Source organism: Flavobacterium pectinovorum (genome assembly GCF_006438875.1).
GTDB classification, from domain to species: Bacteria; Bacteroidota; Bacteroidia; order Flavobacteriales; family Flavobacteriaceae; genus Flavobacterium; species Flavobacterium pectinovorum_A.
Genome location: NZ_RCZH01000007.1, coordinates 51680 through 68881 on the forward strand (window position 1 = coordinate 51680; position 17202 = coordinate 68881).

Annotated in this window: 13 protein-coding genes; 9 read left to right on the top strand and 4 right to left on the bottom strand. The window is 31.5% G+C overall.

Annotation, left to right across the window (positions count from 1 at the left end; all coding sequences use genetic code 11):
• The first annotated feature begins 190 nt into the window (after window positions 1–190).
• From EAH81_RS11570 to EAH81_RS11585, 5 genes are all read left to right on the top strand, one after another.
• Window positions 191–2581: an outer membrane beta-barrel family protein gene (locus EAH81_RS11570; RefSeq protein WP_161595805.1), complete on the top strand. Its 2391-nt coding sequence runs from the start codon at window positions 191–193 to the stop codon at window positions 2579–2581.
• A 138-nt stretch (window positions 2582–2719) separates the two neighbouring features.
• Window positions 2720–2878 (top strand): hypothetical protein, encoded by a 159-nt coding sequence (locus EAH81_RS27415; RefSeq protein WP_158283870.1) that lies wholly within the window; start codon window positions 2720–2722, stop codon window positions 2876–2878.
• A gap of 53 nt (window positions 2879–2931) precedes the next feature.
• The gene (locus tag EAH81_RS11575; RefSeq protein WP_140507145.1) at window positions 2932–4143 is read left to right on the top strand and encodes a radical SAM protein; all 1212 of its coding nucleotides are present in this window, start codon (window positions 2932–2934) and stop codon (window positions 4141–4143) included.
• 5 nt (window positions 4144–4148) lie between these two features.
• Window positions 4149–5213 carry a hypothetical protein gene (locus EAH81_RS11580; protein WP_140507147.1) on the top strand — a complete coding sequence of 355 codons (1065 nt, stop codon included), beginning with the start codon at window positions 4149–4151 and terminating at the stop codon, window positions 5211–5213.
• Window positions 5186–7366 carry a peptidase domain-containing ABC transporter gene (locus tag EAH81_RS11585; protein ID WP_140507149.1) on the top strand — a complete coding sequence of 727 codons (2181 nt, stop codon included), beginning with the start codon at window positions 5186–5188 and terminating at the stop codon, window positions 7364–7366. The genes EAH81_RS11580 and EAH81_RS11585 overlap by 28 nt, the downstream gene beginning before the upstream one ends.
• A gap of 246 nt (window positions 7367–7612) precedes the next feature.
• Here the strand turns inward: EAH81_RS11585 and EAH81_RS11590 are convergent, their stop codons facing one another.
• Together EAH81_RS11590 and gcvP are read right to left on the bottom strand one after the other, a co-directional pair.
• On the bottom strand, window positions 7613–8674 hold the full coding sequence (locus EAH81_RS11590) for a 3-oxoacyl-ACP synthase III family protein (protein ID WP_140507151.1): 1062 nt from the start codon (window positions 8672–8674) through the stop codon (window positions 7613–7615).
• 841 nt (window positions 8675–9515) lie between these two features.
• On the bottom strand, window positions 9516–12368 hold the full coding sequence (gcvP, locus tag EAH81_RS11595) for an aminomethyl-transferring glycine dehydrogenase (RefSeq protein WP_140507153.1): 2853 nt from the start codon (window positions 12366–12368) through the stop codon (window positions 9516–9518).
• 135 nt (window positions 12369–12503) lie between these two features.
• Here gcvP and EAH81_RS11600 point away from each other — a divergent pair, with 135 nt between their 5' ends.
• Window positions 12504–13310: a hypothetical protein gene (locus EAH81_RS11600; protein WP_140507155.1), complete on the top strand. Its 807-nt coding sequence runs from the start codon at window positions 12504–12506 to the stop codon at window positions 13308–13310.
• A gap of 363 nt (window positions 13311–13673) precedes the next feature.
• Here the strand turns inward: EAH81_RS11600 and EAH81_RS11605 are convergent, their stop codons facing one another.
• A complete protein-coding gene (locus tag EAH81_RS11605; protein ID WP_140507157.1) occupies window positions 13674–14129 on the bottom strand; it encodes a DUF1090 family protein in 456 nt (151 codons plus the stop codon).
• 91 nt (window positions 14130–14220) lie between these two features.
• On the opposite strand from EAH81_RS11605, the gene EAH81_RS11610 reads away from it, so the two are divergent.
• The 3 genes from EAH81_RS11610 to EAH81_RS11620 all read left to right on the top strand — a co-directional run bounded on the left by EAH81_RS11610 (window position 14221) and on the right by EAH81_RS11620 (window position 16650).
• Complete coding sequence (locus EAH81_RS11610; protein WP_140507159.1) at window positions 14221–14658, top strand: hypothetical protein; 438 nt, start codon at window positions 14221–14223, stop codon at window positions 14656–14658.
• A gap of 806 nt (window positions 14659–15464) precedes the next feature.
• Window positions 15465–16013 (top strand): inclusion body family protein, encoded by a 549-nt coding sequence (locus tag EAH81_RS11615; RefSeq protein WP_140507161.1) that lies wholly within the window; start codon window positions 15465–15467, stop codon window positions 16011–16013.
• Window positions 16014–16101: 88 nt separating this feature from the next.
• Window positions 16102–16650 carry an AidA/PixA family protein gene (locus tag EAH81_RS11620; protein ID WP_140507163.1) on the top strand — a complete coding sequence of 183 codons (549 nt, stop codon included), beginning with the start codon at window positions 16102–16104 and terminating at the stop codon, window positions 16648–16650.
• Window positions 16651–16674: 24 nt separating this feature from the next.
• Here the strand turns inward: EAH81_RS11620 and EAH81_RS11625 are convergent, their stop codons facing one another.
• Window positions 16675–17127, bottom strand: coding sequence for an SRPBCC family protein (locus tag EAH81_RS11625; RefSeq protein WP_140507165.1), 453 nt, complete (start codon window positions 17125–17127; stop codon window positions 16675–16677).
• Window positions 17128–17202: the final 75 nt, after the last annotated feature.

The following is a 17202-nucleotide window of genomic DNA, read 5'->3' on the forward strand; positions in this document are numbered from 1 at the left end:
TTTTGTAAGATTTAATTCTGTTAATTTGTTATTAAGTAAGTTAAAAGCTATGATAAAAATATGTAATTTAAGAAAATACATATATTTTATCTAGTGAATTACGATTGTGACAAAAATAAATAAAATAGCGTTATTAAGTCTTTTATAGATGTTGGCACAATTTTCAATTTTTTATAAAAGTATGATAAAAATGGGTAAAGTATATTTAATAGTACTTTTTTTAATTATTATTTTTCCAAATGAAATTTTCTCACAAATAAAAATAAGCGGGCAAATTAGAAATCAAAATGATAAACCAATAGAATTAGTAGAAATCCAATTTCAAGATAAAGACTCTGTAATTGTAAAAAGTGAGCTTACAGATGTAAATGGAGATTTTAAAACTTCAATCGATAAAGGAGAATATCTAATACTGATAAAGGGATTTGGTAAAATGTTGCAAAAGCAAAAAGTAAAGGCAGACCAGAATTTAGATATGGGAGTAATTAAAATATTCGAAAATCAGGAACAGCTAAAGGAAGTGACCATTCTCTCCAAAAAGAAACTTATAGAGAGAAAGGTAGACCGATTGGTTTTTAATGTCGAAAATTCTATCTCGGCTATTGGAGGTGATGCAACAGATGCTTTAAAAGTGACTCCCGGAATAAGAATTGAAGAAGATCAAATTTCTATGATTGGTAAAAGTGGAATGTCTGTGATGATTGATGATAAGTTGGTAAAACTTTCAGGGGATGATTTGATCAGTTTTCTTAAAGGAATTCCTTCCGGTAACATTAAAAGTATAGAGGTAATTTCTAATCCGCCAGCAAAATATGATGCTGAAGGAAATAGCGGAATTGTAAATATAAAATTGAAGAAAGCAAAAAAAAATAGTATAAGCGGTAATTTAAAAACTTCGTATTCACAAGCTAAGTATCCGTTAGGAACTTTGGGTGGCGGGTTAAATTATCAAAAGGATAAATTAACAGTTACTTCAAATATTAGTTACAACAATGGAAGTACTGCGCCGTATCAAGAGTATACAATATATTATCCTAAATATACCTGGTTTGAAACCAACAAGGTTAGGAGTTTTCAAAATAATTTAAGTGGCGGAATTACTTTAGATTACCAAATCAATTCAAAGACAACTATGGGATTACAATATTCGGGAGCTTCAAATAAACCTATTCGGAAGGGATTAAATACTTCAAGTATTACAAACAATAATTTTGTTTTGGATTCTTTGATTGTTACGCCTTCTCGTTTGGAAATTGACAGAAAAACGAATTCAGTAAATTTTCATGTAATAACAAAGATTGATAGTATAGGCAGACAACTCTCAGTTGATGTAGATTATTTTAATTATTCTGCAGATTTGAATAATAACTTTAGCACCAATACTTCTTTACCTAATGGTACTGATGTTCCTGACAGGTTTATATCTGCAAACAACCTGAGTGATCAGAATATTGATATCTATTCAGCCAAAATTGATTATGAGCTGCCTTTGAAATGGGTAAATGTTTCTTTTGGAGGAAAAGTTTCTTTTATTGATAATAGTAGTGCTGTTTCTTATTTTAATACAACAAATTCAGATCCAATTTTTGAGCCATTAAAAAGTAATATTTTTGATTATAAGGAGAACACACAAGCTGTTTATATATCCGGAAATAAAAACTTGTCAAAGAAATGGGATTTACAGTTAGGTTTGAGATTAGAAAATACACAAACAAAAGGATTCTCTGAAACACTTAATCAGACAAACGTAAATAATTATTTAAAGCTTTTCCCTACTTTATATTTAACATATAAGGCATCTGAAAACAGCACTTTTGGATTTAATTATAATAGAAGGATCGACAGACCTGCTTTTTCAAAGTTAAATCCATTTAGATTCTATACTTCCTCATTCAATTACACAGAAGGAAACCCTTTTTTACAACCTTATTTTACGGATAATATTGAATTGTCGCATACCGGCAAAAATCTGTATAGTTCTGTTTATGCTTATTATTTAAAAAATGGTTTTGATGAAGTAGCTTTTGTTTCGGCAGGCTCTATTACTCAAATCGTAAGACCTATTAATTTTTATACAGAAAAAAGTATTGGATGGATAGAGAGTTACACTTTTAATAAATGGAAGTGGTGGGAAAGTAATAATCAATTGAATGTTTACTATTCGCAAACGACTTCAGACATTACAAATGTTCTTCCAAATATTGATAGTTGGACTTGTTCCTTTAATTCGACGAATGTTTTCACTTTAAACAAAGCCAAAACTATTAAGTCAGAATTGAACTTTACCGGTAAGTCTCCTTCAACTGCGGGAAGTTACAGTATATCTGGTTTTTATTATTTTGATATGGGCTTTACCTTTTTATTTCTTAAAAATAAGCTTCAGACATCTGTCAATTTTTTGGATGTGTTCAGAACTCAAAAGAAAACCTATACACAGTCTGTGAATGGTATAAAACAAGAAAATTATGATTATCGGGATACTCAAAAAATTAGATTATCGCTAGTTTGGAATTTTGGAAAATCGATTAAGGCTTCAAAGAAAAAACTAAGTAATGAGGAAGAGAAAAAGAGAACCAATTAAAATTTGTCAATTTAAACATTAAACATTTTGTACCGAATTGTACAAAAGAAAGATGTCAAAATATACTTGCAAGGATACACCAACTCGGATCTAATGTGTTAAAACTTTGATTAACTAAAACCTTTAAACAATTTTATCATGAAAAAGACAAAATTTTCAAAAAAAGACCAAGAAGTGCTTACTAAATCTTTATCGTTATTTCAAAATAACAGATTAAAAGATATCGTGGATCTATCAGGAGCGAAATCCGTGCCTTCATTCTCTAGATCTACTTGGGAAAGATCAGTAGAAAATTAATTCTTTGGAGGGAGTTAATTTAATTAACTCCCTCCTTCCCAAATAAAAAAATTATGCCAAAAAATACTGATAATCTAAAATGTCGTTTTGCAGTAGTAAAAGTTGCAAGTAGATGTAATTTGAATTGTACCTATTGTTATGTTTACAATCAAGGTGATAATACATACCTGACTCAGCCTAAAGTTATGAGTTCAGAAGTTGTTAAATCTCTTATATACAGAATAAAAGAGCATTGTTTAGAACATGATATTAAAACTTTTACATTTATAATTCATGGAGGAGAACCTTTGTTGGCGCCAAAAAGTTTTTACGAAAACCTGGTTGCAACATCAACGCAAATTCTTGAAGATACTGATATTAAGCTAAGATTTACGATGCAGACAAACGGTGTCCTTCTTAGTAAAGAATGGTGCGAGTTATTTAATAGACTGAAAATTTCTATTGGAATCAGTATTGACGGTCCAGAATTATATAATGATATGTATCGCATCTATCATTCCGGGAAAGGATCTTATCATGATATTGTTAAGGGAATTGAACTTGCCAATGAATATTCAAGCGTACCTGTAGGAGTACTTTCGGTTATTAATATAGATATTGAACCTGAAATGCTTTATGATATGTATCTCTCCTTAAATGTATCTTCTGTTGATATTTTATTATCAGACGGGAACTATGAAAATATACCTGAAAAATTGGCTTTAGATTTAGAGAACAATACAACTCTACATGCTGATTGGATGATAAAAATCTTTGATTTATGGTTTAATGATACTACAAATAATTTAAAAATTGGCTATTTCGAAAGAATTATGCTTAGTATTTTAGGTTATGATGTGTCAGCGGATAGTATGGGAAACAAAAATACTGATGTTCTTGTAATTGAAACAAACGGAGATATAGAATCACTGGATGTTTTAAAAATATGCGGGGACGGTTTTACAAAAGGAGATGCAAATGTAAAGATTACCAGTTTTGATGATGCTTTACAAACCCCTTTGGCAAAGACATATCAGTTAAGTCATAAGAATTTGTCTCCTAAATGTGAAAAATGTGATGTTAAAGAAATATGTGGTGGAGGATATTTGCCTCATCGCTTTTCTCATGACAAAAGTTTTGATAATCCAAGTATTTATTGCTCCAACCTGATGAAGTTAATTGTTCATATACAAAACAGTATTGTATCAAATTTACCAGAGGAAGTCATACGAGATACTATGATTACAAAATTGGATTATGGAAAAGAAACAGAAAGTATAAGCTAATTAATATGGAAGATCAAGTACTAAATATATCTCTTGCACGTCGTGCGCTATTATTTTCAGATGAAAGTTGTGATATTTTTACAACTGTAGAAAATAAATTTAATCATTTTGTTAAAGATCTTTTTTCTAAATTTATTAAAGAAAATAATTTAGAAGAAGATTATAATAAATTAAATTCCAAACAGAAAAAACATTTATTACAAACTCCTGAAGTAATAAATAAGCTGTTATGGAAAAATGATTATGAGCTTGATCAATTAAAAATATTTTTTGCTTATGCGATGGAGATGGAAGCGGCCAAGTTAAATAAGAAATTTGACTACGCAGAGTATTCTGATAGCTCTTGGGCGTTAGACGGATCATTCTTTATCAACCATACAGGAGATGATAATTTTGATACGTTCTCGACCCCATATTTATCAGATACTAAAATTCCTGTGGATTGTTTTAGTGTATATAATAGAATTGATGAAGAACATATGCCTAAAGAATGGTTGTCTACAACATATGATTATTCTGAAGCGGAAGAATTAACCGATAATTTAAGTGAGATATATGATCGTTTTGATCCAATTATAAAACGTTTGATCCAAAAGCATATCTATACCATATTATTGAGAAAAATACCTGAAAAAGAAACTCTTTTTACATCAGGGTCAGATGGTGGTTTTATTGGACGAATTGTTATCTGCAATGGTCATACTGTTGAGGAAAGCGTGATTGTAGATGCATTGGTACATGAAGCGATTCATGGATTATTATACATGATTGATGAGCTGAATGTTTGGCAGCCAAGTAGAGAATTGTCTAATGAAATAGGAAGGACTGTGGTTTCTCCGTGGTCTAATAATTTCATAACAATAAGAAATCTGGTTCAGGCAATTTACGTTTGGTACGGTTTGTATAATTTTTGGGAAAAGTATGGACTTGCAATATCTGAAACATACAGAGAGGATAGATTAAAATTAATCAGTAAAGGTTTCTTGCTGCTTGATCTTAATCCTTATAAAGAAATTTTAAATGAAAAAACATTTACAGAATTATGTTTAATAAAAAATGGTTTCGCTTAAAAAGATTTCCCTTTTATTATCAACTCTCAAGTACAGATTGTGGATTCGCTTGTATGCGAATGATTAGTGATTATTATGGTAAAGCATATAATGATGAAAATTATAGTGATGATCTTCAGTACAATGGGATATCACTTGGTAAACTAGAACTTTTTGCATCTTCTTTAGGTTTTAGCGCTTTGATTGCCAAAACAGATTATAACGCTTTGGTGAATAATGCTCCCGTTCCTTTTATTGCATATTGGAATCAAAATCATTTTATAGTAGTGTATAACATTACGGATGATAAAGTTCATGTTGCCGATCCCGAATTTGGTAAAGCTATTTATACAAAGGATGAATTCATAAAAGGTTGGGCACAAAATCAGGAAGAAGGAGTAGCTTTGTTATTAGAGTCTACAGATAGCACTGAAAAGACAAACAATTCCGGCAAACAAACGCGAGGCAATTTACAGTATGTAACCCAATATTTAAAGAAGCATAAAAAACAATTGTTTTTAATTGCTCTGACACTTTTAGTATCTTCCTGCATTGAGCTTGTTTTTCCGTTTTTTACACAAAAAATTATAGATAAAGGTGTAGGTCAAAAAGACATCTCTCTTATTTATTTAATTTTATTCGCTCAAATTACTTTATTCATTAGTAGAGTCAGTTTAGAATTTTATCGATCGTGGCTATTTATTCATATAAGCAGCAGGATAAGTTTGTCTATAATTTCTGATTTCCTTATTAAATTAATGAAGTTGCCGCTTAAATTTTTTAATAGTAAAAACATTGGAGATTTAACGCAACGAATTAATGATCACAAAAGAATTGAAGGTTTTTTGTCAAAAGATCTTATTCAAACTGTTTTTTCCATTTTTACTATTGTAATTTATTCCTTCGTATTATTATATTTTAATGTAGATATTTTTCTAATTATCTGTGTTTGTACTACATTAGAGTTATTGTGGATATTTAGTTTTTTAAAGAAAATTAAAATTTTAGACAAAAAAACCTTTTCATTAGATGCTAAAGATCAAAATAAGATTTATGAGTTAATTAATTCAATGCATGAAATCAAATTGAATAATTTGGAGGAGAGCAAACGAAATGAGTGGCAGAAAATACAAACAAATATCTACTTGAATAATATTGATAAACTTAAAATTAATCAACGATACGAGAGTTATAGATTTATAAGTTTTCTTCAAAACATATTAGTTGTATTTGTTTCTGCAATTGCTGTAATGAATGGAACTTTGACTATTGGTAGTATGTTGGCAATTATGTATATAATAGGAGGATTAAATGTCCCGATAAGCCAATTGATAAATTTTGTGATGCAGTACCAATTAGTAAAAGTAAGCTTTGAAAGATTAAATGAAATTCATAATAAACCGGATGAAGAGAATATAAGCAGAGTTTTAAAACTTGATGAAATACAAGATATCAACATAGAAAATCTGGGTTTTTCTTATGWTAACTCCAATTATACGCTAAAAAATATAACGCTAAAAATTCCAAAGGGGAAGACTACAGCTATTGTTGGCGTCAGCGGCAGCGGAAAGACTACGCTTTTAAAACTAATCCTTAAATTTTATAAACCACAAGAAGGTAATTTGCTTTTAAACGAAGTTGCTTTAGAGGAAATTGACAATAAATTGTGGAGAAATAAATGTGGCGTAATCCTACAGGATAGTTTTGTGTTTTCAGATACCATTTCATATAATATCTCTTTGGAAAAAAATGCAAATCAGGAAAAATTGCTCAATGCCGTTAAACTTGCAAATATTGGTGATTTTATAGATAAATTACCGCTTAAATTAAATACACTTATTGGTACAGAAGGTGTGGGAATAAGTCATGGACAGCGTCAGCGAATATTAATAGCAAGAGCTATTTATAAAAATCCGGATTATTTGTTTTTTGATGAAGCTACAAATTCTTTAGATGCAAAAAACGAAAGAATTATTGTTGAAAATATAGATACGTTTTTTAAAAATAAAACAATGATTGTAGTAGCTCATAGATTATCTACAGTAAAAAATGCGGATCAAATAGTGGTGTTAGATAATGGAGGAATTATCGAAGTAGGGAGTCACAATGAATTAATAAAGAATAAAGGAAAATATTTTGAGTTAATACAGAATCAGTTAGAACTAGGCGAATGATGAAAAAAGATGAAAACGATATTTTAGGGAAAATACCAAATAAGTTAACTTTTATTGGAATTGTGATATGTATATTAAGTGTAGTGTCATTAATCTTCGCGATTAAGGTTTTGTTCTATTGATAAAAACTAATTATGTGCGAATATCAATTCGATCAGGTATATAATTTAATACTCTTTATAAGAAAACCCGTTTAGCCAATTAAAAGCTCAACGGGTTTTGTTATTATAAAATATTCAGATTGACTTAATATCTGTAAACAAAAGCATTTACGTTCATTCCTGCTCCAACAGAAGCAAAAATTACCACATCACCTTTATTGATCTCGTGATTTTCAAGTTTTCCCTGAATCAATAAATCATAAAGAGTAGGTACAGTTGCAACGCTTGAGTTTCCTAAATCATGAATACTCATTGGCATTATATTTTCTGGTGCTGTTTTGTCGTAAAGCTTGTAGAAACGAGCAATAATAGCTTCGTCCATTTTTTCGTTGGCTTGATGGATAAGGATTTTCTTTACGTCATCAATTCCGATTCCACTTTTGTCAAGACAGCTTTTCATGGCGCAAGGAACCTGGCTTAAAGCAAATTCATAAATTTTACGCCCGTACATTTTGATGTATTTAATGTCTGGATCTGAGTCAGGATTGTATGATTTCCCGAAGTATAGATAATTAGCTTCGTCATTTGCATAAGTAGCGCTTTCATAAGATAGTAAACCAGTTTCATCATCATCAGAAGCTTCTAAAATTGAAGCACCAGCACCATCAGAATAAATCATAGAATCACGATCGTGATCGTCTACAACTCTTGATAAAGTTTCGGCACCAATTACCAAAACACGTTTTGCCATTCCGGATTTAATAAATGCATTGGCTTGCAAAACACCTTCAATCCAGCCCGGACATCCAAAAAGAATATCATAAGCGACACATTTTGGATTTTTAATATCCAGTTTATTTTTAACACGTGTTGCTAAACTCGGTAAAATATCAGACTGATTTGTTCCTGATTTTACATCGCCAAAATTGTGTGCAAAAATAATATAATCTAAAGTCTCACGATCGATATTAGCATTTTCAAGGGCTCTTTCGGCTGCAAAATAAGCTAAATCAGATGAGGTATGATGGTCTTCGGCATAACGGCGATTTTCGATTCCCGTAATACCTTTGAATTTCTTTATTACAACTTCGTTAGGGTAACCAAAAGGAGTCCCATCTTCATTTAAAAAAACATGATCGCCAAAGTCAGTATTGCTTACTTCTTTATTAGGAATGTAACTTCCTATACCTATTATTTTTATTTTCATTATTCCTCGATTATTCCGGTAAATTTATTGCTAAAGTATAAATAAAATCATGATAACTGTCATAAAAAATACTATGCATGCATATAATTATGAAATAATAATTATTTATTAAATATATTGTTAATTTTCTAACGAATTTTTAGTTTTGCCGAGATTTCAAACGTTTGAAATCAATGGTGGCAGAAATTTTTTTTTCAGGCTTTTTGGGGAAATGGGAAAAAATGTCCCGATTTTTAATTTAAAAAAAAGTTTCAAGTTTCAAGTTTCAGGTTTCAAGTTACGTTAGAACAGAAATTTGAAAACAAACAGCAAACCTATGCCCGCGTTAGGGATAGCATTCAATGTCATTAAGTCGGGGAAAAATCCAATGGAACAATTTGTTTTTGTTCCATCGGAACATTTCATTGGTAGTCCAATAAATACGGTATTTTTTTACGTTCCTTAGGAACGTTTGATTTTATAAATAATAATTGGTAAAAACATATACAGATTATATATACAATTTCTCAAACGTCCCAATGGGACGATGTTTCTCTCGATGCATTTTTTTTCTACCAATGAAATGTTCCGATAGAACAAAATCTAAAATATCTTAACTTAATGACATTGGGATAGGAGGAAACTGCCGAGCAGTACAGATAGCCCGACACTATTTAAGAAAAGACCTAATATGCGCAAAGTGTTTAGGGTCTTTTTTAAAATGGTGGCACGCCCTGATGATTTTAAAAAAAAGTTTCAGGTTTCAAGTGCGTTAGAACCTTAAACTTGAAACCTGAAACAAAAAAATACCCGACAGTTTTTAACATATCGGGTATAATGTGTATTTAAAGAAAATTATTTCTTAGTTTTCTTCCATATAAGCTTCAATAGGAGCACAGCTACATATTAAATTTCTATCTCCAAAAGCATCATCTGCTCTTCGTACTGAAGGCCAAAATTTGTTTTCGGCAATATATTCTAATGGAAAAGCAGCTTGTTCTCTTGTGTATGGAAATTCCCAAGTTTCAGTAGTTAACATTGCTAAAGTGTGAGGAGAATTTTTCAATACGTTGTTGCTGTCTTCGATTGTAGCCGCTTCAATTTCTTTTCTGATAGAAATCATAGCGTCACAAAAACGATCTAATTCTTCTAAATTTTCACTTTCAGTTGGTTCGATCATTAAAGTTCCTGCAACCGGGAAAGAAACTGTTGGTGCGTGGAAACCATAATCCATTAAACGTTTTGCAATATCGGTAACTTCGATTCCTTTTTGTTTGAAAGGGCGACATTCCAAAATCATTTCGTGAGCAGCACGACCCATTTCTCCAGAATATAAAGTATCGTAATGACCATTTAATTTTTCTTTGATGTAGTTTGCATTTAAAATTGCATGTTCTGTACAGCTTTTTAAACCATCAGCACCTAACATCGAAATATATCCGTAAGAAATCAAACAAACTAAAGCAGAACCCCAAGGAGCAGCAGAAATAGCTGTAATGGCAGTTTCTCCTCCAGTTGGAATTACCGGATTTCCTGGTAAGAAAGGAACCAATTGTGGCGCTACGCAAATAGGACCAACACCTGGACCTCCACCACCGTGAGGAATCGCGAATGTTTTGTGTAAGTTCAAGTGACAAACGTCAGCACCAATAGTAGCAGGATTTGTTAATCCAACCTGAGCATTCATGTTTGCACCATCCATATATACTTGTCCACCGTTATCGTGAATCAATTGTGTGATTTCTTTAATAGCACTTTCAAATACACCATGTGTAGATGGGTAAGTTACCATTAAACAAGAAAGATTGTCTTTATGAAGAATTGCTTTTTCACGTAAGTCTTCAACGTCAATATTTCCGTTTTCAAGAGTTTTAGTAACTACAACTTTCATTCCCGCCATAGCAGCAGAAGCTGGATTTGTTCCGTGAGCCGATGAAGGAATCAAAGCAATATTTCTATGATCGTCTCCACGAGATTGGTGGTACGCACGAATTACCATAAGTCCTGCATATTCTCCTTGTGCACCTGAGTTAGGCTGCAAAGTAGTTCCTGCAAAACCAGTAATTACATTTAATTGCTGCTCTAATTTTTTTAACATTTCCTGATATCCCTGTGCCTGATCAAGCGGAGCAAATGGGTGAATGTTGTTCCAGTTTGGGTTACTCAATGGCAACATTTCTGCAGCAGCGTTCAATTTCATTGTACAAGATCCTAACGAAATCATCGAGTGGTTTAACGCTAAATCTTTACGCTCCAACATTTTGATGTAACGCATTAAGGCAGTTTCCGAATGGTATTTGTTGAAAACATCATGCGCTAAGAAAGCAGAAGTTCTGTTTAAGTTTTCAGGATAATGATTTGTTTCTGTAAAATCAGAAACAGTACTTGGCTGTAATGAAAGTGCTTCAGCAAAAATAGTTATGATATCATTTACATCAGAAACACTTGTAGTTTCGTTCAATGAAATTGAAATAGTGTTTTCATCAACATAGTAAAAGTTTACTTCGTTTGCTTCTGCAACTGCTTTTACTTTTTTAGCATCAGCTTTAACTAAGATAGTGTCAAAGAACGCCGAGTTAACTTGCTCAATGCCTAAAGTTTTCAATTCGTTTGCCAAAGTTGCTGCCGCAGCATGAACTTTATTGGCAATATATTGTAAACCTTTTGGTCCGTGATAAACTGCATACATACCAGCCATTACAGATAATAAAACCTGAGCCGTACAAATGTTTGAAGTTGCTTTATCACGTTTGATATGTTGTTCACGAGTTTGCAAAGCCATACGTAAAGCGCGGTTTCCGTTTGTGTCAACAGTAACCCCAATAATACGTCCCGGCATGCTTCGTTTGTATTCGTCTTTTGTTGCAAAATAAGCTGCGTGTGGACCACCGTAACCTAACGGAATTCCGAAACGTTGTGTTGTTCCCACTACAACTGCAGCACCCATTTCTCCCGGAGGAGTTAATTTTGCCAAACTCAAAATATCCGCAGCAACTGCTACTTTAATTTCGTTTGCAGCCGCTTTTTCTATAAAAGAAGTATAATCGTAAACTTGTCCGTATTTTCCAGGATATTGTAAAATTGCTCCAAAGAATTCTGTAGAGAAATCAAAAGTTTCATGGTTTCCAATTACTAATTCAACGCCAATTGGTGTTGCACGAGTTTGTAAAACTGAAAGTGTCTGAGGAAGAATTTCTTCAGAAACGAAAAATTTATTTACGTTATTTTTCTTTTGGTCACGAGAACGAACATCAAGCAACAAAGCCATAGCTTCTGCAGCAGCAGTTCCTTCATCAAGTAAAGAAGCATTTGCAATTTCCATTCCTGTTAACTCGATAACAGTAGTTTGGAAATTCAAAATTGCCTCAAGACGACCTTGAGCAATTTCGGCTTGATAAGGCGTGTAAGCCGTATACCATCCCGGATTTTCAAAAACATTACGCTGAATTACTGCAGGAACGATCGCCTGATTGTAACCTAAACCAATATATGTTTTAAAAAGTTTATTTTTGTTTCCTAATTGCAGAATATGGTTTGAAAACTCATACTCAGTCATCGCTGGATCTAAGTTTAAAGGTGCTTTTAAACGAATGTCATCTGGAAGGGTTTCATAAACAAGTTGTTCGATCGATTCAACTCCAATGGTCTGTAACATGTGTTGAAGATCTGTTTCTCTTGGACCAATGTGTCTTAAAGCAAAAGCATCTGTTTTCATATAGTTGTAATAGTGTTGTTTTTTTGTCGCGCAAAATTAAGTATTATTAATAATTTAATTGGCATTTTTAACTTCATTTTTTATGAAATTTACAACTAAAGAGTTGATTTGTTAATAATTGATTAGATTTGAGGTATGATAGTATCAAAACGGATATTAGATTTTTACCTGAATAGCAGTATTCATGTGGCTTTATCGTGTTATGCACTCGTGCGAATCACGTTTCATGTGTTTCATATTCAGTATGATGAGCCAATGGCGCTATTTGTTTTTTTTGGAACAATTGTGGGGTATAATTTTGTTAAATACGATGCGTTGGTTCGTGTAAAGAAAAAACCAATCGGAATTCAGCTGAAAATTATTGCCGTTTTGAGTTTTATTTCACTGGTTATGGTCGGATATTATTTTTTCCATCTAAAGCGAATTACACAAATTATCTCCGTCGGAATATTTGCCATAACAGCACTTTATACGCTTCCATTTTTTCCAAATCGAAGAAATGCCCGAAACTGGGCAGGCGTAAAAATTTACATTGTAGCAATTTGTTGGGTAGGAGCGACTTTAGTTTTACCTATCATAAATGCCGAAATTCCATTTACTCCCAATTTCTTTGTAAAGTGTATTCAGCGTTTTGTTTTGGTTTTTGTTTTGATTTTGGTTTTCGAGATAATTGATTTGGCAAATGATGATCCCCATTTGCAAACCGTTCCTCAAACCATTGGCGTAAAGCGAACTAAAATTTTAGGCTTTTCACTTATGGTTCCGTTTTGGGTAGTTGGGATATTGACATTTGATTTTCATGATCTTCTCATCAATTTAATAATGGTAATCACCTTGATGCTTTTTATTGCCTTTGCAAATCCAAATCGTTCTAAATATTATACCTCTTTCTGGGTCGAAAGCGTTCCGATTTTTTGGTGGCTTATGATTGTTTTTTTGTAGTATAAGTTCCATTCTTTGGGCGTGTCCCTTCCGGCAATGTCATTAAGTTAAGGGGGAAATCTATAAAATTTCTTAACAGTTTAATCAAGAAAGTAATTAGGGAAATCCGTTTTTATCAGCGTTTTCGCTTTACCGAATCAGTAAAATCAGCGTCTAATTTTGACGCGGATAAAACAGATTTACTTCGTAAAAACGCGGATAAAAACGGATTTGATCTGCAATAATTTATTTTTTAAAAACTTAACTTAATGACATTGAGCTTAGCTGGAGAAATTTAAATGAATCTACTTCATTTATAAATCAGCTGAATCAGCTGAATCAGCGAGAGAAAATTCCTTGCTGTTTTTGAAAAAACTAAATAATCTATTTCGTTTTTTGAGCCGTAACTGCCTTATTCAAATCAGCTTTCGCTTCATCTAGTTTCTTTCTTTTCTTGTCGATTTTTTCTTTGCTTTCGTTGTCCTTGATTGCTTTATTCAGATCAGCAGTTTTTTCACTGACTTTTTGCTGTTTTTCTTTTACTTTTTTGTCAAGGTCACTATTAACTGTTTTTGTTGTACAGTTCTTTTTAGTTTGAGAAATCGCATCTTCAACTCCTTTTATCTGGCTTTTATTACCTGCTTTTTTTGCAGCAGTTAACTTGACGTTTAACTCGCATAGTTTTCGTTCACAACCTTTTAAATCTTTACAATTACTTTGAGCAAATCCAACAAAAGAAACAATGAAAAATGCTATCGATAAAATTTTAGTCTTTATTGTTATAAGTTTAATTTTTAATAAGTTCGAATATATTTTTCTAAAATAGAGAAAATTTCTCACTTTTTATTCAATTTAAGTTCAGTTTAACTTTTTAAAAAATATCTTTTATTCTGAAAATTATTAAAAGTATATTTGAAAATAAATATACCACATGGAAAAACAAGTTTCTTTTTTTGGATTCAAATTCACGAACCTAAAGTTTATAATATTCTTCTTTTGCTGGATGTTTTTTCTGGGTTTTGTTTGGCCATTAATTATAGGATCTTACCTTTTTATGTCCATTTTTGTATGTGGGTTTTCCGTTATTTTCGCTGGTCTTTTCAATAGATTGATGGGATTGCTGATTTTGGCATTGCTTTTTATACACGAATCACTTATCCGAATTTATCAGAACTTCATGTTGGTCCTTACAGCTATTTTTGCGACGTTGATTTACAGTATCTGGATACCAATGAATTTCTGGATTTATATGGCACATCTTGTCATTAATATTTTTTCTATCTTTTTAATGTACATGATGTTCTATAAAAAGGACAGTCAGAATGTATTAGATGAAGTGATTATTTTTGATGATGAAGATAATAATTGAGTATTTAAAACTAAAATAAATCTGTTTCTGAAACTTCCTTCAAAACTTTCTTTCGCTAGAGAAGAAAATTAGTAAGATGTTTTTCTAAAATAAAATATCAAAAAGTTTCTCAAAGATTCCAAACAGAGTTTCGTATTTCAATTTGTGTTTCATGATTGTGAAACCATTTTCTTCTTTAAAGAAATGTTCCTGTTTAAACGATTTGAACTTTCCTTTTTCATTTCATCCACAAAATACCCGTAGAAATTCATGGCGGTAATTCGGCTTCAAACTTCATTTTACGCTGGCAATTGTTTTTTCTTTTAAAGCACTTGCAGATTGCTGAGGAATATCAATATTTCCTGAAGTATCAAAACAATTTGTTTTGGTACTTTTTTTATGATTAATCTTCTATTATGAGATCGTTATGTATTTGTAAATAACTCATTTTTAACTGTTTGATTTTTGCACGTGTATTTTTTATACGAATAATCTCATGACTTGTTTTATTTGTTTCATGACAAAAAATCTTTTTCCTGTAGCATTTTTTCTGTTAAATCAAAATATCAGATATAGCTTTGGTATAGAAAATAAGTACATGCTAGCTACATTTATTTTTCACTATTTATTCCAGGATGTTTGTTAAGAATTTGATTTTAAGTTTTTTGTAATAATTTAAAATGTTTTTTTATTGAAATACCCTAAATAAACAACAAACCAAAAAAGTGGAGCAGAACCCACCTGAAAAAACGAACTGTTTCGCACAGGAAAAAGCGAAGGTAAAACCTGAAAAGCCTTACGAGTAGGGAAACAAATAATATAATATCATGAGTCAAAGCGCAGCAGCCTCAGCGGCACAGATTGATATTCTTGTCGTAATAGACACAGAATATATCAAAAATAATTTTTCTCAGAATTCAGATCCTAATAATCCTCAGGGAATAAATCACAATAGTCAATATATGATATGTTATAGTCCAAGAGGGATTGTTTCAGGTCAAGGCACAGCAGATTTAAGCTTTAGAGCTAACGCTGGGGATTATGTATCTTTTAGAGGGACATCAATTCAACAAAATTCAGATGATTCTGTAATTCTTTACGGAGTTAAATATTGGAACGGGGACCAGGTCTTTAATAATTTTGTAACAAATATTGTTACACGCAATAGAGCTGTACAGCCTAATCCAAGTCAACAAAATGGTATTCCACCGGTTCAAACGGTTCAAAATTTTACCAGCTACGATTCTAGAATAGCCAGAGGCGGAACAGAGAATTTTTATGTATACATCGCTGTTTATACTCTGGCAGGTGATGGACAAACACAACAATTGTATGGATACTATTATTGGGATCCACAAGTAGTTGTTCCGGTTTAATTTTTAGTAAACCTTAATTTATAAACCTTATTGAAAAACACGAACTAATTTTTTTTGTTCGTGTTTTTTTAATCAAAAATAAAATAAAATGGAAACGCCCCTTTCAGTTACCCAACAAGTTATATATGAAATTTTGATCGTTATTGATACAAATTCAATTAAAAATAAATGGCTTATGAATGATATAAATGAGCCAATCAAAATTGATAAAGAAAATTGGTTTACTATTTATAGAAAAAACAATGAAGATAATTCTGTTCATGAGATTTCTATTGATTCTAAAAGAAATGACAAAATCATTATTTCTGGAATTTCTATTGATGGAGGTTCATCGGACTCCATTATTCTCAATAAAATTCAAAATTACAAATCGATAAAAAAGAATATTGTTTCATTTAAGCCAATTTGTGAATCTAAAAATAAGATATTCAATAATGAAGAGGAAGGAAACGAACTGTCAGTTTCAAACGAGAAACAGAATTTTATATGGTTTGAGTCTGTAATTTCTGATTTTGGTAAAAGTAAAATTAAAATAAGCTTCTCGTTGTATTATTTAAATTCAGATGGTAATCAACAAGATTTGTATGGTCAATTTTGGTTTCCTCTGGAAATAAAGTTTTATAAAGCCGATAAATAGTTTTTTAATTATCAGACAAAGACCTTAACTTTTTTCTGAAACTTCTTTTAGAACCTTATTTCGCTCTAAAAGAAAATTAGTAAGATGCTTTTCTAAAAACAAAATATCAAAAAGTTCCCCAAAGATTCCAAACGGAGTTTCGTACTGTAATTTGTCTTTCATGATTGTAAAACCATTTTCTTCCTTAAACAAATGTTCATGTTTGAATGATTTGAACTTTCCTCGTTCCATTTCATCTACAAAATAATCGTAAAAATTCATGGCGGTAATTCGGCTTTTATGAGTAAGATAAAAACCAAAATGTTTACCGCGCCAAGTTACGGTTTCGTTTAAATTGATCAAACCTGATTTTACCCCGGCAATTGCTTTTTCTTTTGATGGACTTGCAGATTGCATATGAATATCAATATTTCTTGAAGCATCAAAAACGATTTGTTTTGGTGCTTTTATTTTGGTTGTGAGGTTTATGGTTGTCATGTTTGAGAAGGAAGTTTAAAATCTGATTTAAAAAAGAATCCTATAGTTATGGCTGATATTGAATAAGATACTGCA

Bases quoted from the DNA above. Each gene is read 5' to 3' on its own strand.
- EAH81_RS11580 (WP_140507147.1), top strand. From the start codon at position 4,149: ATGGAAGATCAAGTACTAAATATATCTCTTGCACGTCGTGCGCTATTA.
- EAH81_RS11590 (WP_140507151.1), bottom strand. From the start codon at position 8,674: ATGAAAATAAAAATAATAGGTATAGGAAGTTACATTCCTAATAAAGAA.
- EAH81_RS11625 (WP_140507165.1), bottom strand. From the start codon at position 17,127: ATGACAACCATAAACCTCACAACCAAAATAAAAGCACCAAAACAAATC.
- EAH81_RS11570 (WP_161595805.1), top strand. From the start codon at position 191: ATGGGTAAAGTATATTTAATAGTACTTTTTTTAATTATTATTTTTCCA.
- EAH81_RS27415 (WP_158283870.1), top strand. From the start codon at position 2,720: ATGAAAAAGACAAAATTTTCAAAAAAAGACCAAGAAGTGCTTACTAAA.
- EAH81_RS11620 (WP_140507163.1), top strand. From the start codon at position 16,102: ATGGAAACGCCCCTTTCAGTTACCCAACAAGTTATATATGAAATTTTG.
- EAH81_RS11610 (WP_140507159.1), top strand. From the start codon at position 14,221: ATGGAAAAACAAGTTTCTTTTTTTGGATTCAAATTCACGAACCTAAAG.
- EAH81_RS11615 (WP_140507161.1), top strand. From the start codon at position 15,465: ATGAGTCAAAGCGCAGCAGCCTCAGCGGCACAGATTGATATTCTTGTC.
- EAH81_RS11600 (WP_140507155.1), top strand. From the start codon at position 12,504: ATGATAGTATCAAAACGGATATTAGATTTTTACCTGAATAGCAGTATT.
- EAH81_RS11575 (WP_140507145.1), top strand. From the start codon at position 2,932: ATGCCAAAAAATACTGATAATCTAAAATGTCGTTTTGCAGTAGTAAAA.
- gcvP (WP_140507153.1), bottom strand. From the start codon at position 12,368: ATGAAAACAGATGCTTTTGCTTTAAGACACATTGGTCCAAGAGAAACA.